23 protein-coding genes and 1 pseudogene are annotated in these 22,899 nt (G+C 60.7%); 14 read left to right on the forward strand and 10 right to left on the reverse strand.

Annotated elements, in window-relative coordinates; all coding sequences use genetic code 11:
• Positions 1-76: 76 nt before the first annotated feature.
• The 5 genes from V8P77_RS23230 (at position 77) to V8P77_RS23250 (ending at position 5,302) form a co-directional block, all read left to right on the forward strand.
• Positions 77-1,378: a L,D-transpeptidase family protein gene (locus V8P77_RS23230; protein WP_335914448.1), complete on the forward strand. Its 1,302-nt coding sequence runs from the start codon at positions 77-79 to the stop codon at positions 1,376-1,378.
• Positions 1,379-1,592: 214 nt separating this feature from the next.
• Positions 1,593-2,891 (forward strand): serine hydroxymethyltransferase, encoded by a 1,299-nt coding sequence (gene glyA / locus V8P77_RS23235; RefSeq protein ID WP_011651299.1) that lies wholly within the window; start codon positions 1,593-1,595, stop codon positions 2,889-2,891.
• 9 nt (positions 2,892-2,900) lie between these two features.
• A complete protein-coding gene (gene nrdR, locus V8P77_RS23240) occupies positions 2,901-3,377 on the forward strand; it encodes a transcriptional regulator NrdR (RefSeq protein WP_003547190.1) in 477 nt (158 codons plus the stop codon).
• Positions 3,378-3,380: 3 nt separating this feature from the next.
• Positions 3,381-4,691, forward strand: a complete 1,311-nt coding sequence (gene ribD, locus V8P77_RS23245; RefSeq protein ID WP_335914449.1) for a bifunctional diaminohydroxyphosphoribosylaminopyrimidine deaminase/5-amino-6-(5-phosphoribosylamino)uracil reductase RibD — start codon at positions 3,381-3,383, stop codon at positions 4,689-4,691.
• Positions 4,691-5,302 (forward strand): riboflavin synthase, encoded by a 612-nt coding sequence (locus V8P77_RS23250; RefSeq protein WP_335914450.1) that lies wholly within the window; start codon positions 4,691-4,693, stop codon positions 5,300-5,302. Before ribD ends, V8P77_RS23250 begins: the two co-directional genes overlap by 1 nt.
• A gap of 121 nt (positions 5,303-5,423) precedes the next feature.
• Here the strand turns inward: V8P77_RS23250 and rfbA are convergent, their stop codons facing one another.
• The 9 genes and pseudogenes from rfbA to V8P77_RS23295 form a co-directional block, all read right to left on the reverse strand.
• Positions 5,424-6,293: a glucose-1-phosphate thymidylyltransferase RfbA gene (gene rfbA / locus V8P77_RS23255; RefSeq protein WP_335914451.1), complete on the reverse strand. Its 870-nt coding sequence runs from the start codon at positions 6,291-6,293 to the stop codon at positions 5,424-5,426.
• Positions 6,294-6,302: 9 nt separating this feature from the next.
• Positions 6,303-7,190, reverse strand: a complete 888-nt coding sequence (gene rfbD, locus V8P77_RS23260) for a dTDP-4-dehydrorhamnose reductase (RefSeq protein ID WP_335914452.1) — start codon at positions 7,188-7,190, stop codon at positions 6,303-6,305.
• A gap of 3 nt (positions 7,191-7,193) precedes the next feature.
• Positions 7,194-8,249, reverse strand: a complete 1,056-nt coding sequence (gene rfbB / locus V8P77_RS23265; RefSeq protein ID WP_335914453.1) for a dTDP-glucose 4,6-dehydratase — start codon at positions 8,247-8,249, stop codon at positions 7,194-7,196.
• Between the two features lie 6 nt (positions 8,250-8,255).
• Entirely contained in the window at positions 8,256-8,834 is a 579-nt protein-coding gene (gene rfbC / locus V8P77_RS23270) for a dTDP-4-dehydrorhamnose 3,5-epimerase (RefSeq protein ID WP_335914454.1), read from the reverse strand.
• Positions 8,824-10,835 (reverse strand): annotated as a pseudogene (locus V8P77_RS23275) (CgeB family protein). Before V8P77_RS23275 ends, rfbC begins: the two are co-directional and overlap by 11 nt.
• Before the next feature lie 254 nt (positions 10,836-11,089).
• Complete coding sequence (locus V8P77_RS23280; protein WP_335914455.1) at positions 11,090-11,896, reverse strand: hypothetical protein; 807 nt, start codon at positions 11,894-11,896, stop codon at positions 11,090-11,092.
• Between the two features lie 316 nt (positions 11,897-12,212).
• Positions 12,213-12,728, reverse strand: a complete 516-nt coding sequence (locus tag V8P77_RS23285) for a GNAT family N-acetyltransferase (RefSeq protein ID WP_335914547.1) — start codon at positions 12,726-12,728, stop codon at positions 12,213-12,215.
• Between the two features lie 28 nt (positions 12,729-12,756).
• Positions 12,757-13,260 (reverse strand): cupin domain-containing protein, encoded by a 504-nt coding sequence (locus tag V8P77_RS23290; RefSeq protein ID WP_335914456.1) that lies wholly within the window; start codon positions 13,258-13,260, stop codon positions 12,757-12,759.
• Positions 13,261-13,466: 206 nt separating this feature from the next.
• Positions 13,467-13,826, reverse strand: coding sequence for a hypothetical protein (locus V8P77_RS23295; RefSeq protein WP_335914457.1), 360 nt, complete (start codon positions 13,824-13,826; stop codon positions 13,467-13,469).
• Positions 13,827-14,170: 344 nt separating this feature from the next.
• Here V8P77_RS23295 and ribH point away from each other — a divergent pair, with 344 nt between their 5' ends.
• From ribH to V8P77_RS23310, 3 genes are all read left to right on the forward strand, one after another.
• Entirely contained in the window at positions 14,171-14,626 is a 456-nt protein-coding gene (gene ribH / locus V8P77_RS23300) for a 6,7-dimethyl-8-ribityllumazine synthase (protein WP_335914458.1), read from the forward strand.
• A gap of 3 nt (positions 14,627-14,629) precedes the next feature.
• The gene (gene nusB / locus V8P77_RS23305) at positions 14,630-15,112 is read left to right on the forward strand and encodes a transcription antitermination factor NusB (RefSeq protein WP_335914459.1); all 483 of its coding nucleotides are present in this window, start codon (positions 14,630-14,632) and stop codon (positions 15,110-15,112) included.
• Between the two features lie 198 nt (positions 15,113-15,310).
• Positions 15,311-17,449, forward strand: a complete 2,139-nt coding sequence (locus V8P77_RS23310) for a sodium-translocating pyrophosphatase (protein WP_131640359.1) — start codon at positions 15,311-15,313, stop codon at positions 17,447-17,449.
• 261 nt (positions 17,450-17,710) lie between these two features.
• Here V8P77_RS23310 and V8P77_RS23315 read toward each other — a convergent pair whose 3' ends face one another.
• Positions 17,711-18,244, reverse strand: a complete 534-nt coding sequence (locus V8P77_RS23315) for an outer membrane protein assembly factor BamE (RefSeq protein WP_171600921.1) — start codon at positions 18,242-18,244, stop codon at positions 17,711-17,713.
• Between the two features lie 137 nt (positions 18,245-18,381).
• On the opposite strand from V8P77_RS23315, the gene V8P77_RS23320 reads away from it, so the two are divergent.
• The 6 genes from V8P77_RS23320 to V8P77_RS23345 all read left to right on the forward strand — a co-directional run bounded on the left by V8P77_RS23320 (position 18,382) and on the right by V8P77_RS23345 (position 22,890).
• Positions 18,382-19,053: a ubiquinol-cytochrome C chaperone family protein gene (locus tag V8P77_RS23320; protein ID WP_335914460.1), complete on the forward strand. Its 672-nt coding sequence runs from the start codon at positions 18,382-18,384 to the stop codon at positions 19,051-19,053.
• An 11-nt stretch (positions 19,054-19,064) separates the two neighbouring features.
• On the forward strand, positions 19,065-19,619 hold the full coding sequence (locus V8P77_RS23325) for a YceD family protein (RefSeq protein ID WP_335914461.1): 555 nt from the start codon (positions 19,065-19,067) through the stop codon (positions 19,617-19,619).
• A 98-nt stretch (positions 19,620-19,717) separates the two neighbouring features.
• Positions 19,718-20,764, forward strand: coding sequence for a phosphate acyltransferase PlsX (plsX, locus tag V8P77_RS23330; RefSeq protein ID WP_335914462.1), 1,047 nt, complete (start codon positions 19,718-19,720; stop codon positions 20,762-20,764).
• Positions 20,765-20,784: 20 nt separating this feature from the next.
• Complete coding sequence (locus V8P77_RS23335; protein WP_011651317.1) at positions 20,785-21,756, forward strand: beta-ketoacyl-ACP synthase III; 972 nt, start codon at positions 20,785-20,787, stop codon at positions 21,754-21,756.
• 104 nt (positions 21,757-21,860) lie between these two features.
• Positions 21,861-22,199: an integration host factor subunit alpha gene (locus V8P77_RS23340; RefSeq protein ID WP_003547228.1), complete on the forward strand. Its 339-nt coding sequence runs from the start codon at positions 21,861-21,863 to the stop codon at positions 22,197-22,199.
• Positions 22,200-22,350: 151 nt separating this feature from the next.
• Complete coding sequence (locus V8P77_RS23345; RefSeq protein ID WP_020049428.1) at positions 22,351-22,890, forward strand: MerR family transcriptional regulator; 540 nt, start codon at positions 22,351-22,353, stop codon at positions 22,888-22,890.
• Positions 22,891-22,899: the final 9 nt, after the last annotated feature.

The following is a 22,899-nucleotide window of genomic DNA, read 5'->3' on the forward strand; positions in this document are numbered from 1 at the left end:
GGGATCTGCGTTAAAGCGCAGTGATATCGCAAAAGGCCGCGGGTTCTCTTTATAGCGGCATTCAGTGGTTGGGACTATGTCGAAGAAAAACGGAATTGAAGCTCTCTCGCGCCGCGCCTTCCTTGCGTCCGCGGCAACGGTTGGCGCCAGCGCGATCGCCGCGCCGGCATTCGCGCAATCGGCGCTCGATACGCTGATCAACGCGCCGCGCCGCGGCAACTGGGACGACCAGTTTGACGCCAAGGCGGCGTCGCGCACGGCGACCGCCATGGTTTCCAACACGCCGATCCTTGGGCCCCAATCGGTCGCGAGCGCGCAGCAGGCAATCATGCAGTATCAGCAGATCGCCGCAGCCGGCGGCTGGCCTGAGGTCAATCCCGGTGACCAGCGTCTGCAGCTCGGCGTCAGCTCTCCCGCCGTCCAGGCGCTGCGCCAGCGCCTTGCGATCACCGGCGATCTGCCGCGCGAGGCAGGCCTCTCCAACGCCTTCGATTCCTATGTCGACGGCGCCGTCAAGCGTTTCCAGGCGCGTCACGGCCTGCCGGCCGATGGCGTTCTCGGCGAATTCACGCTGAAGGCGATGAACATCCCCGCCGATGTCCGCCTGCAGCAGCTGAACACCAATGTCATCCGTCTGCAGACCTTCCCTGAAGACTTGGGCCGCCGTCACCTGATGGTCAACATTCCGGCCGCCTATGTGGAGGCTGTTGAAGACGGCAGTGTCGCGACGCGTCACGCCGCCGTCGTCGGCCGTATCAGCCGCCCGACGCATATCGTCAACTCGAAGGTCTACGAGGTCATCCTCAATCCCTACTGGACTGCGCCGCGCTCGATCGTCGAGAAGGACATTGTGCCGCTGATGCGCAAGGACCCGACCTATCTCGAAAAGAACGCCATTCGTCTGCTCGACGGCAAGGGCAACGAGGTCGCCCCCGAGACCATCGACTGGAACGGCGAGGCGCCGAACCTGATGTTCCGTCAGGATCCGGGCAAGACCAACGCCATGGCGTCGACGAAGATCAACTTTCACAACAAGAACGGCGAGTACATGCACGACACGCCGCAGCAGGGCCTGTTCAACAAGCTGATGCGCTTCGAATCGTCCGGCTGCGTTCGCGTCCAGAACGTGCGCGACCTGACGAACTGGCTGCTTCGGGAGACGCCCGGCTGGAACCGCCAGCAGATGGAGCAGGTCATCGCCACCCGCGTCAACACGCCGATCACGCTCGGCTCGGAAGTTCCTGTCTATTTCGTCTACATCTCTGCCTGGGGCATGCCCGATGGCATCGTCCAGTTCCGCGACGACATCTACCAGCTCGACGGCAATGCCGAACTGGCTCTGGACACGACCACCGGCATCGAACAGCCGGTCCAGTAAGCGGCAGCCTCTACCCACAGTGATTTGAAACCGCGCTTTCCGGCGCGGTTTTTTATTGGGAAAGACGCTCCGTAAGGTGGTCGACAGTCCTTGGCGCGACGCTGCTGTAAAAGAGCCCGAGCGCGCGCTTTGCTCAGCAAATGTCGTTCTCCGTATTGCTCTCGCCACGGCGGAAGGCTAATACCTCAGCGCATTCCAGTTGAGGAGCCCGCCGATGACCAATGCTTCCACCGAATCCTTCTTCAATCGCTCGCTTGCGGACGTCGATCCGGACATTTTCGGCGCGATCGGAAAGGAACTCGGTCGCCAACGGCACGAGATCGAACTGATTGCTTCTGAGAACATCGTCTCCCGCGCCGTGCTGGAAGCCCAGGGCTCCATCATGACCAACAAATATGCCGAGGGTTATCCCGGCAAGCGTTATTACGGCGGCTGCCAGTTCGTCGATATCGCCGAGGAGCTGGCGATCGAGCGCGCCAAGAAGCTGTTCGGTGTCAATTTCGCCAACGTCCAGCCGAATTCCGGTTCACAGATGAACCAGGCCGTGTTCCTCGCGCTGCTGCAGCCGGGTGACACCTTCATGGGTCTCGACCTGAATTCGGGCGGCCATCTCACGCACGGTTCGCCGGTCAACATGTCCGGCAAGTGGTTCAACGTCGTCTCCTACGGCGTGCGCGAAGGCGACAACCTGCTCGACATGGATGAAGTCGCCCGCAAGGCCGAGGAAACCAAGCCGAAGCTCATCATCGCCGGCGGCACTGCCTATTCCCGCATCTGGGACTGGAAGCGCTTCCGCGAGATCGCCGATTCGGTTGGCGCCTACCTCATGGTTGACATGGCCCACATCGCCGGCCTTGTCGCCGGTGGCGTTCATCCGTCGCCGTTCCCGCATTGCCATGTCGCGACGACGACGACCCACAAGTCGTTGCGCGGCCCGCGCGGCGGCGTCATCCTGACGAATGACGAGGATCTGGCGAAGAAGTTCAATTCGGCCGTCTTCCCGGGTCTGCAGGGCGGCCCGCTGATGCACATCATCGCCGCCAAGGCTGTCGCATTCGGCGAGGCGCTGCAGCCGGAATTCAAGGATTATGCCGCCCAGGTGGTCAAGAACGCTAAGGCGCTTGCCGAAACGCTGATATCGGGCGGCCTCGACGTCGTCTCCGGCGGCACCGATAATCATCTGATGCTGGTCGACCTGCGCAAGAAGAACGCCACCGGCAAGCGCGCCGAGGCAGCGCTTGGCCGCGCCTACGTCACCTGCAACAAGAACGGCATTCCCTTCGATCCGGAAAAGCCCTTCGTCACCTCGGGCGTGCGCTTAGGCGCACCGGCCGGCACGACCCGCGGCTTCAAGGAAGCGGAATTCCGCGAGATCGGCAATCTGATCGTCGAGGTTCTCGACGGTCTGAAGGTCGCCAATTCCGATGAAGGCAACGCCGCGGTCGAAGCCGCCGTGCGCGGCAAGGTGGTCAGCCTCACCGACCGCTTCCCCATGTACGGCTACATGGGATAAGGAGTAGGGATGCGCTGCCCCTATTGCGGTTCGGAAGATACTCAGGTCAAGGATTCGCGCCCGGCGGAGGACAACACGTCCATCCGCCGGCGGCGTATCTGTCCGGATTGCGGCGGCCGCTTCACCACGTTCGAGCGTGTGCAACTGCGCGAGCTGATGGTCATCAAGAAGACCGGCCGCAAGGTGCCCTTCGACCGCGATAAGCTGGTGCGCTCCTTCGAAGTGGCGTTGCGTAAGCGCCCGGTCGAGCGTGATCGCATCGAGCGCGCCGTTTCCGGCATCGTCCGCCGGCTTGAAAGCTCCGGCGAGACCGAGATTTCGTCCGAGCAGATCGGCCTGCAGGTGCTGGAAGCCATGAAGAGCCTCGATGATGTCGGCTTCGTGCGCTATGCCTCCGTCTACCGGGATTTCTCGCTTGCCGAGGATTTCGAGAAGGTCATTTCCGAAATCAACGCCAAGATCGCCCGCGACCCGCTGGACAGGTGAGCCATGAGCATCACGCCGCATGACGAACGTTTCATGGCGGCGGCGATCCGCCTGTCGCGCTGGCATCTTGGCCGCACTGCCACCAATCCTTCGGTCGGCTGCCTGATCGTCAAGGATGGCGTCATCGTCGGCCGTGCGGTGACGGCTGTCGGTGGCCGCCCGCATGCCGAGACGCAGGCACTCGCTGAAGCCGGCGCGCTCGCCCGCGGCGCCACTGCCTATGTGACGCTCGAACCTTGCTCGCATCACGGCAAGACGCCGCCCTGTTCCGAGGCGCTGATCGCCTATGGCGTTGCCCGCGTCGTGATCAGCGTCACCGATCCCGATCCGCGGGTCTCGGGCCGCGGCATCGCCATGCTGCGCGAAGCCGGCATAGAGGTGGATACCGGCGTGCTGGAGGCCGAGGGCCGGCACTCGCTTGCCGCCTATCTCACTCGCCAGTCGAAGAACCGGCCCTATGTGACTCTCAAGCTTGCTGTTTCCGCCGATGGCATGATCGGCCGCGAAGGGGAGGGGCAGGTGGCGATAACAGGCCCGGAGGCTCGCGCCCAGGTGCAGGCGCTGCGCGTCGAAACCGATGCGATCCTCGTCGGCATCGGTACCGCGATTGCGGATGATCCGCTGCTGACGGTGCGGGCATCAGGTCTTGAATCGCAATCGCCGATCCGCATCGTGCTTGATCCCTTTCTGGCATTGCCGCTGACGAGCAAGCTCGTCATGACGGCGCGTGAGGTGCCGGTCATCGTAGTGGCGAGCGAGGAAGTGTCGTTGTTGGAGGCGGAGGGTTTACCCCCCTCTGCCCTGCCGGGCATCTCCCCCACAGGTGGGGAGATCGGCAAGAGGCGCGATCCGAATTCCCTAGTTTCCGATGGTGATGGTTTCGCCTTGAGGCAAGACGCAGGGCAAGGGGCTAACCCCGATCCGATCTCCCCCCTTATGGGGGAGATGCCCGGCAGGGCAGAGGGGGGTAACGCACCCGCGGACGCCAGAGACATGGACTCCCGCCGCGCAGCCCTCGAAGCCGCCGGCGTCGAGGTGCTCTACTGCAATCCCTATCATCCGGAAGTCCTGCTGCCGGCGCTTGTGACGCGCGGTATTTCCTCGCTGCTGGTCGAGGGCGGCGCAAAGACCGCGCGGCTGTTCCTCAACGCTGGCCTCGTCGACCGCATCCAGCTTTATCAGGCGCCTGTCGTCATCGGCGAGCGCGGTATTGAATCCCCGCTTGATGCAACCGACATACCATCGGGTTTTGCCCATACGGGCACGCTGATGTTCGGCGACGATCGCCTGGACGAATACGAAAGAGGGCTTTGATGTTCACCGGAATAGTCACCGATATCGGTACGATTGAATCCGTTTCGCCGCTGAAGGAGGGCATCAAGCTCCGCGTTGCGACGAGTTACGACCCGGCGACCATCGATATGGGCGCATCCATCTCTCACTCCGGCATCTGCCTCACCGTCACCGGCCTGCCGCAGGAGGGCAGCAACGGCCGCTGGTTCGAGGTCGAGGCCTGGGAAGAGGCGCTGCGGCTGACGACGATCGGTACCTGGCAGGAGGGTAGCCGCATCAATCTCGAACGGTCGCTGAAGATCGGCGATGAACTCGGCGGTCACATCGTTTCCGGCCATGTCGACGGCAAGGCGGAAATTCTCTCGGTGACAGCAGAGGGCGACGCCACACGCTACCGCCTGCGCGCGCCCGAACATCTGGCGAAATTCGTCGCCCCCAAGGGTTCGATCGCACTCGACGGCACCTCGCTGACGGTCAATGCCGTCGACGGCACGGATTTCGACGTGCTGCTCATCCGCCACACGCTCGAGGTCACCACCTGGGGCGATCGCAGGGCCGGCGATTTCGTCAATTTCGAAGTCGACACCATGGCGCGTTACGCCGCCCGGCTGGCCGAATTCCCGAGCACCTGAATCGCAAACCTGTACCGGTTTTCAGGGTTACATCACGGCCGGCATGCTGGGCACGGAACATCATCAGGCGCTCGTCGACGCATCCAACTGCACGTCTGCGACGCGGCGCCGGCCCGATAGCTCACCAAGCCGGGGACAGCTTCGTCAGATACTGGCCGTAGGCGCTCTTGCCGAGCTCCTCCGCGAGCTTGGCAAGGTCGTTCTGCGAGATGTAACCCATGCGCCATGCGACTTCTTCGGGGCAGGCGATCTTGAAGCCCTGGCGTTTCTCCAGCGTGCTGACAAAACCTGCGGCATCGTGCAGGCTGTCCGGCGTGCCGGTGTCGAGCCAGGCATAGCCCCGGCCCATCAGCTCCACGAAAAGCTGGCCGCGCTCGAGATAGGTGCGGTTGACGTCGGTGATTTCCAATTCACCGCGTGGTGACGGCTTCAGGTTGGCGGCGATATCGACCACCTGCTGGTCGTAGAAATAGAGCCCGGTCACCGCCCAGTTCGATTTTGGCTCCTTCGGCTTCTCCTCGATCGACAGCGCATTCATCTTTTCGTCAAAGCCGACAACGCCATAGCGTTCCGGATCGGTGACGTGATAGGCGAATACGGTCGCGCCTTCCCGCCGACTCGTGCCGGATTTCATGATTTCCGGCAGTCCGTGCCCGTAGAAGATGTTGTCGCCGAGAACGAGTGCCGAGCTGTCGCCGTGCACGAAGTCGGCGCCGATGATGAAGGCCTGGGCGAGGCCGTCCGGGCTCGGCTGTACGGCATAGGTCAGCGAAATTCCCCATTGCGAGCCGTCGCCGAGAAGGCGCTTGAAGGCTTCGACGTCGTGAGGCGTGGTGATGATCAGCAACTCCCTGATGCCTGCGAGCATGAGCGTCGTCAGTGGATAGTAGATCATCGGCTTGTCGTAGACCGGCATCAACTGTTTCGAGACGGCCTGCGTGATCGGATGCAGACGCGTGCCCGTGCCGCCGGCGAGAATAATTCCCTTCATGCCATCTCCTTAAAGACCCTTATTCAAAAGGTCTTGCATGACGACCGTCATGGACTGCTTCCACTCCGGGAGCCGGATTCCATATGTTCTGGCGAGCTTGTCACCGTTGAGACGTGAATTGGCGGGACGCTTCGCCGGTGTCGGATAGTCCGCCGTCGGGATGCGCTCGACGCCGACGTTTCTGCCGGCGGATTTGGAAAGCTCCGTGAATATCTCTTCGGCGAAGTCCGCCCAGCTTGCTTCGCCGCCGCCGGTCAGGTGAAACGTGCCGCGGAGCGATGGCTCAGGGTCCGCTACGATACGGGATGCGATCGCAAGAATCGCGTCGGCGATGTCGAGTGCCGAGGTCGGGCATCCTATCTGATCGGCGACAACGCGAAGATGATCGCGCGTCTCGGAAAGCCGCAGCATCGTTTTCAGGAAATTGGTGCCAAAGGGCGAATAGACCCAGGCGGTGCGCAAGATGACATGGTTCGGGTTCACCGCCGCGACGGCCTTCTCGCCCGCGAGCTTCGAACGCCCATAGACGGAGATCGGCGCCGTCGCATCCTCTTCGGAATAGGCGGAGGCTTTGTCGCCGCTGAAGACGTAGTCGGTCGAAATGTGGATGACCGGCGCCCCGATCCGGGCGGCAGCCTCGGCAACCGCCCCGGCGCCCGCCGCGTTGACGGAAAAAGCAAGCTCGGCCTCGCTCTCGGCCTTGTCGACCGCCGTATAGGCGGCGGCGGAGACGATCACATCCGGCCGCAGAGCCGAGAAGGCGGCTGCGATGCTTGCAGGATCCGCGAGGTCTATTTCCGGGCGCCCGACCGCGCTGATTTCGACGCCCATTTCGGCGCCACGTCTGAGCAGCGACTGAACGACCTGGCCCTGTTTGCCGGTGACGGCAATGCGCATCGCTTATCGTCCCTTGAAAACGCCGAGGCGTTCGCCGGAGTAGACGTTTTCGCGCAACGGCCTCCACCACCATTCGTTTTCCAGGTACCAGTGCACGGTCTTCTCGATCCCCGTTTCGAAGGTCTCTTGCGCCTTCCAGCCAAGTTCGCTTTCGAGTTTGGAGGCATCGATCGCATAGCGTGCGTCGTGTCCGGGGCGGTCCGTGACGTTGGTGATCAGACGCGCATGCGGTCCCTTGTCGCTGTAGACGCCGTCGAGAATAGCGCAGATGCGATGAACGACATCGATGTTCCTGCGCTCATTGCGGCCGCCCACATTGTATTTTTCACCGGGGCGCCCTCTGGATGCGATCGTGAAGAGCGCGCGGGCGTGGTCTTCGACATAGAGCCAGTCGCGGACATTCGCGCCATTGCCGTAAACCGGAAGAGGCTTGCCTTCCAGTGCGTTCAGGATCATCAGCGGAATGAGCTTTTCGGGGAAATGGAACGGGCCGTAATTATTGGAGCAATTCGAGACGACGACGGGCAGGCCGTAGGTTCGGTGCCAGGCAATCGCCAGATGGTCGCTCGCGGCCTTTGAGGCAGAGTAGGGCGAGGACGGATCGTAAGGCGTCGTCTCCTCGAACAGGCCCTCGTCGCCGAGCGAGCCGTAGACCTCGTCGGTCGAGACATGCAGAAAGCGGAAAGCGCTCTTGCGGCGAGCGTCAAGTCCATCCCAATAGTGCCGTGCGGTATCCAGCAGGCTGAATGTGCCTATGATGTTGGTCTGAATGAAATCGGCCGCGCCCAAGATCGACCGGTCGACATGGCTCTCGGCCGCGAGATGCATGACGATATCAGGGCGGAAGGACGCGAATGCTTCCTGCATCCCGGCGCGGTCGCAGATGTCGGCGCGCAGAAACTGATAGTTCGGTGCCGAGTCGACGGATTTCAGTGACGCCAGATTGCCGGCATAGGTCAGCGTGTCGACATTCAGCACCTCGGCGCCGATCTCGCTGACGAGATGACGCACCAATGCCGATCCGATGAAGCCCGCTCCGCCCGTGACCAGGATGCGCATCGTCGATCAATCCTTGGGTTGCTGTGTTGAATAGGAAAAATGGCCAGGCAGATCGGCGAGCCGCGGCAGCGTCTTGTCCTTGTCGGACGATACCATGTCTCTCTCATCGAAGGGCCAGCGAATGCCGATCATCGGATCGTTCCACGCGATGCCCCGATCATGCTGCGGGCTGTAGGGTGCGGTTACCTTGTAGCTGATGACGCTGTTCGGCTCGATCGTTGCGAATCCGTGTGCGAAACCGGCCGGTATCCAGAGCTGCTTGCCGGTTTCCGGCGAGAGTTCCTGAGAGAGCCATTTGCCGAAGCTCGGTGATCCCTCGCGGATATCGACGACGACATCCATGATCCGGCCGGCAAGGCAGCGCACCAGCTTGCCCTGTGCGAAGGGCGGTATCTGGAAATGCAGCCCTCGGACGGTTCCGATCTGTGCCGAAAGCGATTCATTGTCCTGGATGAACGTGACGTCGGCCACATTTTCCCGGAACCAGGCATCCTTGAATACCTCGGAGAAGTAGCCGCGGTGATCGCCGAAGCGTGGCGGCGTGATTGCAACGATGCCCTCTATGGCCGCGGTCTCAATGCGCATGACGTACCTTTTCTGCGGCCTTCATCAGGCGCCCGCCTTCATGACGCTCATCAGCATGTCCGCCTGCGACCGGCTCCGCATGGCCGCAAGGCCTGTCGCGGCAATGGCATCGCGCTCGTCGGCATCTGCAATCAGCTTGTAGCAGCGCTCGATCATGTCGTCATAGGGCTCAATTGCCAAGCCGCCGATGAAGGGCTGGAGGTCAGGATCGCCGATGTCGCCTTCCGTCAGCACGCAAACGCGATTGGCGAGCAGGTAGGAAATGCGGACGATCTCGAAGACGCCGCTCGCATAATGATGGATGTTGATCACGATCTTGGCGCGGGCAATCGCCGCATCGCGTTCCGCGCCATAGATGTTGAAGAGGTGCGCGACCTTGAGCCCGCCATCCTTCAGCGTCTTCAGAATATGGTGGCGGCGTTCGTTCATCGAGCCGTAGAAGAGCACGTCGATATCTTTGACGGCGGCGTGCTGTATCTGACTGAGGCAGCGGCTATAGCCGATTTCGAGCACGCCGGCGTGATCAATGCCCTTGGCGGCGAGATTTTCCCGGTTGCGCGGGCTGTAGTCGAGAACCGGAAGCGACTTCAGGATCGAGGTATAGCGCGAATTGATCCAGATGCTTTCTGCGGACACCTGCTCGAGATTGATGACGACGCTGTCCTTCGGCAGATGGCTGACGATTTCGGCGGGGAGAAGATTGCCGCCATAGATGATCGGCGCACGGTCAGCGAATGCGTTCATGTCCCGGGTGATCGGAGCCGAGCCGCCGAGTTCCTCGAAGGCCCCCTGCAGGCCAAGCGCGACTTCGTCGAAGGCGTGGCTGTGAGTGTAATTGTCGGGCGTCACGATCCAGATGCAATGACGGTCCCTGTGTGCCTGCCATCCGCCGGCAAAGGGCTGCAAGAGGTTGCCGAGCGGCTGCTCGATCTTCGGCGCGGCTGGTATAGCGGGCCTTTCCGTCCGCACCGGCTGCCGCGGTACCGGGGAAGCGCCTGACGCCTGCTGGGCATAGGCGCGCATCAATTCGCGGCCGCCGATAAATTGGCCGCGCGGCATCCAGCCGGGCGGATCATCAGCCCCCCAGATAAGGTGCGGCTGCTTGATGAGCGGCTGGCGGCCTTGCTGCCACGAGGTCAGGAGAGCCTCGTCACGGCTCCGCAGAAAAGCTTCCTTGGCGGCAAAGAGACCATGCAGCATCCGGCCGAGGCGGACGCCGAACTTCCATTCGAAATCGGCAGGCGCCGGCACGAAGGCGGCGATCTTCAATCCGGCGGCGGCAGCATGCTGGACATAAAGCCCGAGCAGACGTTCGATCACGAAAGGGCGCATCTTCGCGTTGGCATCACGTGAATAGTGAGCCGAACCGGCATAGGCGGCGCCCGCCGCCGTGCCGGCGCACGCTTGGTTTTCCAGCGATTCGAGAATGCGTTCGCAAAAGGCGAAATACCCGGACCAGAATTTCCGGTTGCCGCAGAAATAGTTGCAGAACATGAAGGCGGTCTTGTCCTGCGGCGGCGCGATTGGGTAGCCAAGCTCCTGAATATGCAGAAAGATCGGTTCCATGCCGGGGTGACCGCCAAGCAGTGAATGTTCCCAGACGTTGCTGTAGATCGCCGCGTGGCCGATCAGCGGATTGTAAAGATAGGCGTCCGCACCTTCTGCCCTAGACTTCTCCGCCTCCGTGACAAAGGACGGAAAGCTCGTCACCGACTTCATCTCGAATTTGCTGGAGAGCAGCCCCCAAAACACGTCGTCACCGAGGCCGATCGCCTCATGATGCTGATGCAGGGTGAGGAAGAGTTCATATTCGCGGGTCGTAGCCTGCGTATTGAACGAGATGTCGAGTGGCATGGCGGCCGCATTGAGCTGGCTGCGCTGCGAAGGATCGAGATAAGGCTGATAGATAATGACGGATCCAGTGCCGGCAGCCTTCTCCGTGAGAAGCGCCAGATCAGGAAGACCGGCCGGCAAAGAAGAAATGGGCTGATTGATCGTCAAGGTATTGTCCTTCGCGAAGGCTGCCGTCTGCATGGGAATCCGCAGAACGGCAACTCGAGCCTGTTTGGTGCCTATTATTTGAGGTGAAGCTTGCGCCACACTGTTCGCAGAACTTTCGCTGATCAGCCTGAGGGGGTGTGGGAGCTCGGCTATCCGTGGTCAGTTTTGTCTAGCCAGCTTTATTGGCTCAGCCGCTTCTGCTGCCGGTATCGCAAAGAGTTGCGATGTTACGTTTGGAATTGGGCCGCCTCGGTTTATACGCCGCTTTTATAGACCCCATCATTCGATACGGTAGCTATTTCTCCGAACAAGGACCCAGGTAAGCTATTGCCATAGAGTTCGGCTATGCGTTTGATGAGAAGATAGCTTCCCAGACGCTCCTGGCAGAATGAGATCGCACGTTTCTGCACGGGGTCTTCGGCTTGAAACGGTTGATATCGTTTCGCAAATTCAAAAGACGGCGCCACAAGGCGCACAAAAGTATCGAGCCACCAGTCCGTCGGATACGTGCCGAGTTCAATGCCTCCAGGAACGAAAGTGCTGGAATTAAAAAAATGCAAAGCTTCGGCTTGCGTTAAAGTGTTTGCTTCGATCGAAAACGCTGTATATCTCAGGAAGTCAACAATATTGTGGAAGCGAGCATAGTGTTGAGAAATGTTATGGAGGTTTAACGGCCGAGGTAAGAAGAAGCTTTCTGTAAAAAGCGCCGGATTCTCCGGTCTTGTGATTCCTACTTCCTCTGAAGTCGTTGTATTCATTCCGGGATATTCGGGATTCGGTGTTCCGATTTTCAGTCGTGTTAAAAATTTACGATACTGCCAGATAGTAATGTTGCGAGGCTTTGCTGATTCCTCGGAAACGACTTTCGCGATTACGATCGTTCCCAACGATCCTGACAATTTCGCGTGAAGCTCCTCCGGTTCGCTGAAAAAATCATAACCGGCGATGACATCCATTCCTTTGTTTTCCAAAGGAGGTTTAGAATTGAGCCATATGATTTTCGAGCCCTCGGGAGGAGGGTAGCTCGGCAAATCCTTGTGGCAAACAATGAAAATGGTCATATTTGTGATCAGCCTCTTATGGATGGGGAGTTTCTGCCGGCTGCAATTACCACGCGGCTCGCCCGTCAACGCTTAATTGTGTCAAGGTGGCGGACGTCAGGATTCCAAGCGTTTCTGCCTCTTGTCAGCGACTCTAAAGCGCGTTCCTTGCGCGTAGCAGGTGCGAAGTCCGGACCCATCCGGGGATGAAGTCGGGTGCCGAAAGGTGAGGTCGTCGATATCCTTTTGCTTAAACTTGCTGTTGCTGTTGGCGATATCGGCAAATGTCAGCAAGCGCGCAATGGCGCGCGCTATGTTGTCCGCTTGGTGGAATTCCCTAACGCGAAAACTGAATGATCTCGCCGTTGTACTGCGTGCGCGCCGTCTCCCGGAAGCCGAGCTTGGCTGCGACCCGCAGCGAGGCCCGGTTCTCGGGACTGATGATGCAGCTCATTTGTTTTTCGGGAAAATGTGTTTCCGCCCAGCCGATCAGGACGGTCAACGCTTCGGTGGCATAACCGCGGCCGTGCGCCGAAGGCATCAACGCCCAGCCGACCTCCATCGTCCCCTCGATCGAGGGTTCCATCTCGCGGCAGGCTTCGAGGAAGCCCGCTTCACCGATGAACCGGCCGCTGTCCTTTTCCACGATCGCCAGAAAGCCGAAGCCCATATGGTGCCACATACCGGCGACACGCAGCATGCGGCTCCAGCTCTGCTCGCGTGTTGACGGCACGCCGGTGATGAAGCGCACGACATTATCGTCCGCCCACAGCGCTGCATGCGCGTCGAAATCATCGAGGCGGTGAGGGCGAAGCGTCAGCCGCGCCGTTTCGAGGGTCGGAATGTCGATCACGATGGGTCCTTGTGACAAAAACACGTCCTCAGGCGCCGGGCTCGCCGTCCCAATAGTCGAGGTCGCCTTCCGGCCGTCCGACGTGGCGGAAGCGCCTGGCTTCTGTACCGTCCCAGTTCGTCTTGGCAAGGAACTTTCCGGAATCGGGATATTCGACGATCTCGGTCTTCGCCATGGTCGAGATGCCGAGATAGACGAGTGTGGCCGTGCCGGTGTTGATGAGCTGGTGCGCCGTTTCCGGCCCGCCCGCCGGCGCGCCGAGCACGTCGCCTGCCTTGATCGCATGGCGTGCATCGCCGAAGCGGTATTCGCCGGTGCCGGCGATCACATAGAAAAGCTCGTCTTCGACGTGATGGTTGTGGAAGGGGCAGCCGGATTTGCCGGGCGGTACCTCGTTGTAGCTGACGCCCAGACCAGCCAGGCCGAGAAGCGCGCCGAACGATTTGTCGGTGCTCTCATAGAGCTCGCCCTGTGTCCAGTGCTCGAGCTTGAGATCGGCGGTATTGATCACCGCCTTCGATTCCATTGCCATGACGTCCTCCTGTTTCGGCAAGAGAAGCCGTCATCCCAGGAAAATTCAATGCTTATGTAAGATATCCCCAGCATGGGCGGAGAGGAGACCGCCGCCCATGCTTTGAGCGCCGTGCGTCGAATAGGACGCGATAAGGACGCTCGATCACTTCAACCCACGCATACCCCCGAAGATCGTTCCGATTTTCGGGGGTATGCGCTGGAGCGTCAGCGGACGTAGAAGGTCAAGCTTCCGTCGGCTGCCTGCTCGGCGTTGACGATGTTGTGGACGTCGACGCCTTCGGTGTTGAGCCGGTGGGCCAGCGACCTGTTGGCGTCGATCGAGGCCTGGATGCCGTGAACGGCTTGGCCGGAACGCTCCGGCGCCGAGCGGGGACCGGTCGTCTCGTCGTCGTGATTGCGCCAGTTGTAGACCTGCTCGACATTGAAATCATTGCCGTGGAAGGTCCTGAGTGTCTGCTCGATGCCCTGGGCCGTGTTCATCCCAAGGCTTTCTGCCCGGCTGACGCCGGCAAACGCGATGGAAGAGAGGGCAGCAGCGATAGTGATGGTGACAACGCGGTTCATGATGGTATCCTTTCATCTGCTTTGACGGTCGACTGTCGTTGCAGGGATCGTCTGCGTCACGACATCGAATTGGCACTCTCCCATTCGTGATTCAATGGGTTAAGCCACTGAAAATCCATTAAGAATTGTTCATGAAAACTGCCTTCGAATTGCCGCTTTCCGGGCGTCCGGGAAGGCTGATTTCAGAGGCTTGCCCAGCTGTGCAGACAGGGCGAGGCTATCCCCTTGCAGATATTTCCTCTTTCCCATTGCGGCATCGGCGAAATTGCTTGCCATTCGGACGAAGGCATGTTTTGACCGCGGGCTGCCGAGTGGGTAAATGTCCCGCCAACCGAAGGTGAACCATGCCGAGAGAGACCGCTCCCCATATTTTGATCGTTGAGGCCCGCTTCTACGACGACATGGCCGACGCCCTGCTCGAAGGCGCGACCTTCGCATTGACGGAGGCCGGCGCCACCTTCGAGGTCGTCACCGTTCCCGGCGCACTGGAAATTCCGGCGGCGATTGCCATGTCGCTTGATGGAGACGACAATGGCGGAACGCATTATGACGGATATGTCGCCCTCGGCATGGTCATTCGCGGCGAGACCTATCACTTCGATATCGTGTCGAACGAATCCTCGCGCGCCTTGATGGATCTCGCGGTCAGCGAATCCCTTGCCATCGGCAATGGCATCCTGACCGTCGAAAACGACCAACAGGCCTGGGCGCGCGTGCGCCGCTCGGAAAAGGATAAGGGCGGATTTGCCGCTCGTGCAGCTCTGACCATGATCGAGCTGAAGCAGAAACTGGGTGCATAGCGAATGAACGACGACAAGACGGAACGGCCGGTCAAGACTGCAAACCAGCGGGGCGCTGCCCGCCTTGCTGCCGTTCAGGCACTGTATCAGATGGATGTCGGCGGCACCGGCGTTCTGGAAATTGTCGCCGAATACGAGGCGCACCGTCTTGGCCAGGAAATCGATGGCGCGACTTATCTGAAGGCCGATGCCGCCTGGTTCCGTTCCATCGTCTCCGGCGTCGTGCGCGATCAGGTCCGTCTCGATCCATTGATTGCCGCAGCCCTGCAGGATGATTGGGCCTTGTCGCGCCTCGACAGCACCGTACGCGCCATCCTGCGCGCCGGCGTTTTCGAGATCGCCGACCGCAAGGACGTTCCGGTGGCGGTCATCGTCACCGAATATGTCGAGATCGCCCAGGCCTTCTTCGATGACGACGAGCCGAAGCTCGTCAACGCCGTGCTCGACCGCATCGCAAAGCAGGTTCGCGGCGAGGCGAAGAAATAAGTCATTAGCCGCCAAACAATCCCCCTACGTCTTTCTTCGTACCGCAATGGTTTTCGCCCGTGGCGGTCTTGACGCCACGTGATCGACCAAGCAATCTCCGCACCGCTTAGCTGTGGCATTTCTGTGGAGAGGAAGGCGATTCGGCGGCGTATCTGCCGGAGGAGGAGTGAGCTCCGGCCTATGGGAGGAAAGAGCGAAATGACGATTCTTTTATGCGTAATCGCATGCGGTCTGCTCTCGGTGGTTTATGCCGCCTGGGCAACCCGGTCGGTGCTTGCCGCCGATCAGGGCAACAGCCGCATGCAGGAGATCGCGGGCTATATCCGCGAAGGTGCGCAAGCCTATCTGACGCGCCAGTACAGAACCATTGCCATTGTCGGGGTCGTTGTTTTCATTTTAGCCTGGCTGCTTCTTTCCGCCGAGGCCGCGATCGGCTTCCTGATTGGCGCCGTGCTTTCCGGTGCTGCCGGTTTCATCGGCATGCACGTCTCCGTCCGCGCCAATGTGCGCACCGCTCAGGCAGCTTCCGTCAGCCTTTCCGCCGGCCTCGACATCGCCTTCAAGTCGGGTGCGATCACCGGCATGCTGGTGGCTGGCTTGGCGCTGCTTGGAGTTTCCATCTACTATACGGTCTTGACCATCGGGCTCGGCCATGAGAGCGGCTCGCGCGAAGTCATCGATGCGCTGGTGGCGCTCGGCTTCGGCGCGTCGCTGATCTCGATCTTCGCCCGTCTCGGCGGCGGCATCTTCACCAAGGGCGCCGATGTCGGCGGCGATCTGGTCGGTAAGGTGGAAGCCGGCATTCCCGAAGACGATCCGCGCAACCCGGCAACGATCGCCGATAACGTCGGCGACAATGTCGGCGACTGCGCCGGCATGGCTGCCGATCTTTTCGAAACCTATGCGGTCTCGGTCGTCGCCACCATGGTTCTAGCCGCGATCTTCTTTGCCGGCGCGCCGATCCTCCAGTCTGCGATGGTCTATCCGCTGGCAATCTGCGGCGCCTGCATCATCACCTCGATCATCGGCACCTTCTTCGTCAAGCTCGGCTCGAATGGCTCGATCATGGGCGCGCTCTACAAGGGCCTCATCGTCACCGGCCTGCTGTCGATCGTCGGGCTTGGCGCTGCCACCTCGCTCACTATCGGCTGGGGATCGATCGGCTCCGTCGGAGGCGCCGACATATCAGGCGCGAACCTCTTCTTCTGCGGCATCATTGGCCTCGTCGTCACCGCGCTGATCGTCGTGATCACTGAATATTATACCGGCACGGGCAAGCGCCCGGTCGTCTCGATCGCCCAGGCCTCGGTCACCGGTCACGGCACCAACGTCATCCAGGGCCTGGCGGTTTCACTGGAATCGACGGCACTGCCGGCGATCGTCATCGTTGGCGGCATTCTCGCCACCTATCAGCTCGGCGGCCTGTTCGGCACCGGCATTGCGGTCACGGCCATGCTCGGCATCGCCGGAATGATCGTCGCACTCGACGCCTTCGGACCGGTGACGGACAATGCCGGCGGTATCGCCGAAATGTCGCATCTGCCGCCGGAAGTGCGCAAATCGACCGATGCGCTCGATGCTGTCGGCAATACGACCAAGGCCGTCACCAAGGGCTACGCCATCGGTTCCGCCGGTCTCGGCGCCCTGGTTCTCTTCGCAGCCTACTCCTACGACCTCAAATATTTTGCGGCGAATGGTGACAAGTTCCCTTATTTTGCCGGCATCGGCGAAATTTCCTTCGATCTTTCCAACCCTTACGTGGTGGCGGGATTGATCTTCGGAGGTCTCATTCCCTATCTCTTCGGCGGCATCGCGATGACCGCCGTCGGCCGTGCGGCCGGCGCGATCGTCGAGGAAGTGCGTCGTCAGTTCAAGGAAAAGCCCGGCATCATGCAGGGCACGGAAAAGCCGGATTACGGCAGGGCGGTCGACCTTCTGACCAAGGCCGCCATCCGCGAGATGATCGTGCCGTCGCTGCTGCCGGTGCTGGCGCCGATCGTCGTCTATTTCGGCGTGCTTCTCATCTCCGGCTCCAAGGCCTCCGCCTTTGCTGCCCTCGGCGCATCGCTGCTCGGCGTCATCATCAACGGCCTCTTCGTTGCCATCTCGATGACATCGGGCGGTGGCGCCTGGGACAATGCCAAGAAGAGCTTCGAAGATGGTTTCGTCGACAAGGACGGCGTGCGTCACATGAAGGGTTCGGATGCGCACAAGGCCTCCGTCACCGGCGATACCGTCGGCGATCCCTACAAGGATACCGCCGGCCCCGCCGTCAACCCGGCGATCAAGATCACCAACATCGTCGCGCTGCTGCTGCTGGCCGTTCTCGCTGGTTGATGCCGCATCGCGGATGGTTGCCCCTCACCCTAACCCTCTCCCCGTTTTACGGGGAGAGGGGACGTGCTCTACGAGAGGTGAGCGAGGAACCGATAGGTTGCGGCTATCCCCTTCGCCCCGTTTACGGGGAGAAGGTGGCGGCAGCCGGATGAGGGGCCGGTGTCGGCAATCTCGGCCTGAATATGCTGGGTAAAAGACGAGGGTTATCAACAAAAAACCGCCGGAGCGATCCGGCGGTTTTTTCATATCAGGCGTGTCCGATCAGCGCAGGCTGCTTGGGTTCTGCGGCGTGCCGCCGGCGCCACCGCCGAACAGGCTGCGGGCAGCACTCGCGGCGCTGCCGCCGGAAAGCATCTGTTGCAGGAAGGTGAGTTCCTTGCCGCCGGTCGGCGTGACGCGTCCGATCGTGTCGAACACCTTGCCGTCCTGCAGCGTGTAGTTGGCGCGGCGGCTGACGACGCCGTCCTTGTCGAAATAGATCGCCAGAACGCTCTGATCGACGACCTTCAGTTTCTGGAAGGCGACCGCACGCGTGCGCCGCTGCGAGATGTAATAGAAGACTTCGCCGTCGAAGGTCGCCGTCGTCGACGGGGTGCCGAGCGAAAGCAGCACCTGCTCGCGGCTGGAGCCTTCCGGAACGAGGTTCAGCGACTGCTGGTCGGCGACGTAGCCGCCGTTGAGAACGGTGCTGGTCTGGCAACCGGAGAGAGCGGTAGTGGAGGCAATTATGAGGGCAATGGCCGCACTGCTGAAGAATTTCATGTCAGACTTGAAATACCGTTTCTTCAACGACATCTACTCCCTGTGAGTGTCGATAGCAGCCATTTGGGGCCTTGCACGCTTTCCTCCTGCAAAACCATTGTGGCCATTCCGGGTCGAATGTCCCGAATTCGCTTCGCTGACGCATCGAAGGCGTCGTCCCGAAACTGGCCATGATCGGCATTGCAATTCGCGCCTGCTTCGGTAAACCAGCTTTCGAAATCATGCAACAAGGCCAGACGCCAGCCGGCATGAAGAATGAGGCATTTCCGGAAAAAACAATGATCCTCGGGCTCTTCCGCAAGAAAAACAACAATCAGGCGATCGTCGACAGGCAATATGCGGCGTTGGCGGCGGCCGCGCGCATGCCGGAACTCTACGAGCGGCTCAATGTGCCGGATACGGTCATGGGCCGTTTCGAGATGCTGTCGATCGCCATGATTCTGTTTTTTCGCCGCACCCGTGCTTCCGCCACCAGCGGCCAGGAAATCGCCCAGGAGATCGTCGACGCTTTCTTCCAGGATATCGACTATTCGATCCGCGAACTCGGCATCGGCGACAACAGCGTGCCGAAGCGCATGAAGAAGCTCGCCGGTATGTTTTACGGCCGGCTCGAAGCCTATTCGAAGGCGATGGACACGGGCGATGCCGAAGCCCTCGCTCTTGCCCTTCAGCGCAATATTTACCCCGAAACCGCGGCGCCGGCCGATATGTCCGGTCTCGCCGGATGGATGATGGCCGCAGAATCGCATCTGTCCGCCGTTGCCGAAGAGGTAATCGCCACCGGTTCGGCAACGTTGCCGCCGGTCGCCTGCCCATCGGTCACCTGCCCACCGGTCACCTGAAGGAGGAAACGATGCAGAATGATCGGGACGATGTTCCCTTCTCCTATCAAGTCAAGGTCGGCCATATCTCGGCCAACCCCGTCGAGGTCCATGTCGAGGCCGACGCCAGCGAACTGAAGGCGTTGGCCCGGACCTGGAACGTCGTCTCCGTCGACGATCTCAGCGCCGATCTGCAGATTGCCCGCTGGAAGCGCGACGGCGTGCGCATCAAGGGCCGCGTGCAGGCGAAGATCGTCCAGTCCTGCGTCGTGACGCTGGAGCCGGTCGAATCCGCCATCGACGAGAGCTTCGAGCAGATCTTCGTGCCGGAGGGCTCCAAGCTTGCCCGCCAGGCCGGCAATGACGCCGGCGAGATGCTGCTCGATCCCGATGGTCCTGATCTGCCCGAAAACTTTGTCGGCGATACGATCGACGCCGGCGAGGTGGTTGCCGAATTCGCCGCTCTGGCGATCGATCCCTATCCGCGCAAGCAGGGAATCGAATTCGCCGGCCATGTCGAAGACAGCGGCGAGGACGATAAAAAGCCCTCCGCTTTCGCAGCCCTCAAGGACTGGAAAAAGGACTGAAGCCCCTCTGGCATTTGACACAATTCAGTTGTAAGCGACGCCAAAACCGGTATTTTGGCCGAAATTTCGCCCTCGGCGAAAAGAAGGATCAGGGACGCGTGATCAGAATATCTCTCGACCTCATGGGTGGCGATTTTGGTCCCCAGGTTGTCATCCCCGGCGCCGCCAAGGCGTTGGATCGGCATCCGGATATTTCCTTCGTTCTCTATGGTCTCAAGGAACAGTGCGATCCGGTTCTCGCCAAGTTTCCGAAGCTGAGGGAAAAATCGATCTTTCACGACTGCGAGCTTGCTGTCGCCATGGATGAGAAGCCGAGCCAGGCGCTGCGCCGTGGCCGCTACATCTCCACCATGTGGCGCTCGATCGCGGCGGTGAAGACGGGTGACGCCGATGTCGCTGTCTCGGCCGGCAATACCGGCGCGCTGATGGCGATGGCGAAGTTCTGTCTGCGGACCATGGCCAATATCGAGCGTCCTGCGATCGCCGCGATCTGGCCGACGCTGAAGGGTGAGAGCATCGTGCTCGATGTCGGGGCGACGATCGGCGCCGATGCGCAGCAGCTGATGGATTTTGCCCTGATGGGCGGCGCCATGGCGCGCGCGCTTTTCGAGCTCGAACGTCCGACGGTCGGCCTACTCAACGTCGGCGTCGAGGAGATGAAGGGCCAGGAGGAGGTCAAGGAGGCGGGCCGGCTGTTGCGCGAGGCGAACATCGCTTCGCTCGAATATTCCGGCTTCGTCGAGGGGAACGACCTTGGCAAGGGCACGGTCGACGTCGTCGTCACCGAAGGATTTTCCGGTAATATCGCGCTGAAGACCGCCGAAGGCACCGCCAAGCAGATCGGCGAATATCTGCGTGCCGCCATGTCGCGCACGCTGCTCGCCCGCATCGGCTATCTCTTTGCCAAAAGCGCCTTCGACATGCTTCGCGAAAAGCTCGATCCGAGCAAGGTCAATGGCGGCGTGTTTCTCGGCCTGAACGGCATCGTCATCAAGAGCCATGGCGGGGCGAACGCCGAAGGCATCGCAGCCGCCATCGAGGTCGGCTACGACATGGCCAAGAACGGCCTCAATCAGAAAATAGAAAACGATCTTAAGAAATATCATGCCAAGCGGCTGCCCCCGATGGGCCCGGAAGCGGCATGAGCGATGGGGTTCAATCAAAGATGATCCGTTCAGTGGTTCGCGGGTTCGGAGCCGCACTTCCGAAGCGCGTGATGACCAATCGTGACATGGAGGCCATCGTCGACACATCAGACGAATGGATCGTCCAGCGCACCGGCATCCGCCAGCGTTATGTCGCCGGCGATGACGAAACGACCGCGTCGCTGGGCGAGGCCGCCGCGCGCGCAGCGCTTGCCAATGGCGGCCTGACGCCTGCCGATATCGATCTTGTCATCTGTGCCACCTCGACGCCTGATAACACGTTTCCGGCGACGTCGGTCAACATCCAGAACCGGCTCGGCATGAGCCACGGCTTCGCCTTCGACGTCCAGGCCGTCTGCACCGGTTTCGTCTATGCGGTGACGACCGCGGATGCCTATATTCGCGGCGGGCTGGCAAAGCGCGTTCTCGTCATCGGCGCCGAAACTTTTTCGCGCATTCTCGACTGGAACGACCGCACCACCTGCGTGCTTTTCGGCGACGGCGCCGGCGCGATCATACTCGAAGCGACAGAAGGCGAGGGTACCGTTGCCGATCGTGGTGTGCTGACCGCACATCTGCGTTCCGACGGCTCGCACAAGGAAAAGCTCTATGTCGATGGCGGCCCGTCGACGACGGGCACTGTCGGCAAACTGCGCATGGAAGGCCGCGAGGTCTTCAAATACGCCGTCGGCATGATCACCGATGTTATCCAGGCGGCTTTCGATTCGACCGGCACCACAGCCGATGACCTCGACTGGCTGGTACCGCACCAGGCCAATCGCCGCATCATCGACGGTTCGGCGAAGAAGCTGAACATCGATGCCGCGAAGGTCGTCATCACCGTCGACCTGCACGGCAATACATCGGCTGCCTCGATCCCGTTGGCACTTGCGACCGCTGCCGGCGACGGCCGCATCAAGAAGGGCGACCTGGTGATGCTCGAAGCGATGGGCGGCGGTTTTACCTGGGGTGCGGTTCTGCTGCGCTGGTAGGCACGAATCCTAAAAAACTGGCGGCGAACAAGAGCTTGACCGTAAGGCGCAAGACAAATACTCTTCGTGCGATTTCACAAAATATTTGTATGGGCGGGGAAACCATGACCGGAAAAACAGTGACGCGAGCAGACCTGGCGGAATCCGTTTTCCGAAAGGTTGGGCTTTCGCGGACCGAATCTGCCGAACTTGTGGAAACCGTCATCGACGAGATCTGCAACGCCATCGTGCGTGGCGAAACCGTCAAGCTTTCCTCCTTCGCCACCTTCCAAGTGCGCGACAAGAACGAGCGGATCGGCCGCAACCCGAAGACCGGCGAAGAGGTTCCGATTTCCCCCCGCCGGGTCATGACCTTCAAGGCGTCGAACGTGCTGAAGACACGCATCCTCAAATCGCATGTCGCTCGCAAGATCAAGCTGAAGCCGCTGAATCCGGCTCCCTGATAATCGGCTTGCCGTTTCGGAAACGGCTTTTTTTCTCTCTCGCGCTCTCCATCCTTGTGCGCAACGTCAAGACATGACTTGAATTGTCGGCGCCAAACCGTTGAAATATGATGAGTCGCCGTAGGATCGAGCCGCGAGGTCGCGTAGCAGTATGACGTTGGACAAGAGCCCCGATGCCTTTCGCACCATCAGCGAAGTCGCAGACGATCTTGATCTGCCGCAGCATGTGCTGCGCTTCTGGGAGACGCGTTTTCCCCAGATAAAGCCGATGAAACGCGGCGGCGGCCGTCGCTACTATCGGCCGGAGGATGTGGATCTCCTCAAGGGTATTCGCCATTTGCTCTATGATCATGGCTATACGATCAAGGGTGTGCAGAAGCTTCTGAAGACCAACGGCAACAAGTTCGTCATATCGGTCGGTCATGGTGACCTCGCCAGCGTCGAGGCGCTTGCGTCGGGCGTGCAGGACATGGGTGCCGGAGAACCGCGCGTCGGCATGGCCGATGAAGACCAGATCGTCGGCCGCGCCAAGCCGCCGATCACCCGCCGGTTCTTCAATTTTGTCGCCGGAGACGACGAGCAGGAAGTCTCGATCGGCAAGTCGAGCGTTGGCAAGGAAGACAGGGCGTTGCTGCAAGAGGCGCTCTACGACCTCCTGGAATGCAAGCGTCTGCTCGATCAGGTGCGCTGAATAGGAAAG

Source organism: Rhizobium aouanii (genome assembly GCF_037002925.1).
GTDB lineage: Bacteria > Pseudomonadota > Alphaproteobacteria > Rhizobiales > Rhizobiaceae > Rhizobium > Rhizobium aouanii.

Coding starts and splice junctions, on each gene's coding strand:
- V8P77_RS23280 (WP_335914455.1), bottom strand. CDS start 11,896: ATGACCATTTTCATTGTTTGCCACAAGGATTTGCCGAGCTACCCTCCT.
- rfbA (WP_335914451.1), bottom strand. CDS start 6,293: ATGAAGGGAATTATTCTCGCCGGCGGCACGGGCACGCGTCTGCATCCG.
- glyA (WP_011651299.1), top strand. CDS start 1,593: ATGACCAATGCTTCCACCGAATCCTTCTTCAATCGCTCGCTTGCGGAC.
- V8P77_RS23325 (WP_335914461.1), top strand. CDS start 19,065: ATGCAGAATGATCGGGACGATGTTCCCTTCTCCTATCAAGTCAAGGTC.
- V8P77_RS23345 (WP_020049428.1), top strand. CDS start 22,351: ATGACGTTGGACAAGAGCCCCGATGCCTTTCGCACCATCAGCGAAGTC.
- rfbD (WP_335914452.1), bottom strand. CDS start 7,190: ATGCGCATTGCCGTCACCGGCAAACAGGGCCAGGTCGTTCAGTCGCTG.
- nusB (WP_335914459.1), top strand. CDS start 14,630: ATGAACGACGACAAGACGGAACGGCCGGTCAAGACTGCAAACCAGCGG.
- rfbC (WP_335914454.1), bottom strand. CDS start 8,834: ATGCGCATTGAGACCGCGGCCATAGAGGGCATCGTTGCAATCACGCCG.
- nrdR (WP_003547190.1), top strand. CDS start 2,901: ATGCGCTGCCCCTATTGCGGTTCGGAAGATACTCAGGTCAAGGATTCG.
- V8P77_RS23320 (WP_335914460.1), top strand. CDS start 18,382: ATGATCGGCATTGCAATTCGCGCCTGCTTCGGTAAACCAGCTTTCGAA.
- V8P77_RS23295 (WP_335914457.1), bottom strand. CDS start 13,826: ATGAACCGCGTTGTCACCATCACTATCGCTGCTGCCCTCTCTTCCATC.
- V8P77_RS23340 (WP_003547228.1), top strand. CDS start 21,861: ATGACCGGAAAAACAGTGACGCGAGCAGACCTGGCGGAATCCGTTTTC.
- rfbB (WP_335914453.1), bottom strand. CDS start 8,249: ATGCGCATCCTGGTCACGGGCGGAGCGGGCTTCATCGGATCGGCATTG.
- V8P77_RS23250 (WP_335914450.1), top strand. CDS start 4,691: ATGTTCACCGGAATAGTCACCGATATCGGTACGATTGAATCCGTTTCG.
- V8P77_RS23310 (WP_131640359.1), top strand. CDS start 15,311: ATGACGATTCTTTTATGCGTAATCGCATGCGGTCTGCTCTCGGTGGTT.
- V8P77_RS23290 (WP_335914456.1), bottom strand. CDS start 13,260: ATGGCAATGGAATCGAAGGCGGTGATCAATACCGCCGATCTCAAGCTC.
- ribH (WP_335914458.1), top strand. CDS start 14,171: ATGCCGAGAGAGACCGCTCCCCATATTTTGATCGTTGAGGCCCGCTTC.
- V8P77_RS23230 (WP_335914448.1), top strand. CDS start 77: ATGTCGAAGAAAAACGGAATTGAAGCTCTCTCGCGCCGCGCCTTCCTT.
- V8P77_RS23335 (WP_011651317.1), top strand. CDS start 20,785: ATGATCCGTTCAGTGGTTCGCGGGTTCGGAGCCGCACTTCCGAAGCGC.
- ribD (WP_335914449.1), top strand. CDS start 3,381: ATGAGCATCACGCCGCATGACGAACGTTTCATGGCGGCGGCGATCCGC.
- V8P77_RS23315 (WP_171600921.1), bottom strand. CDS start 18,244: ATGTCGTTGAAGAAACGGTATTTCAAGTCTGACATGAAATTCTTCAGC.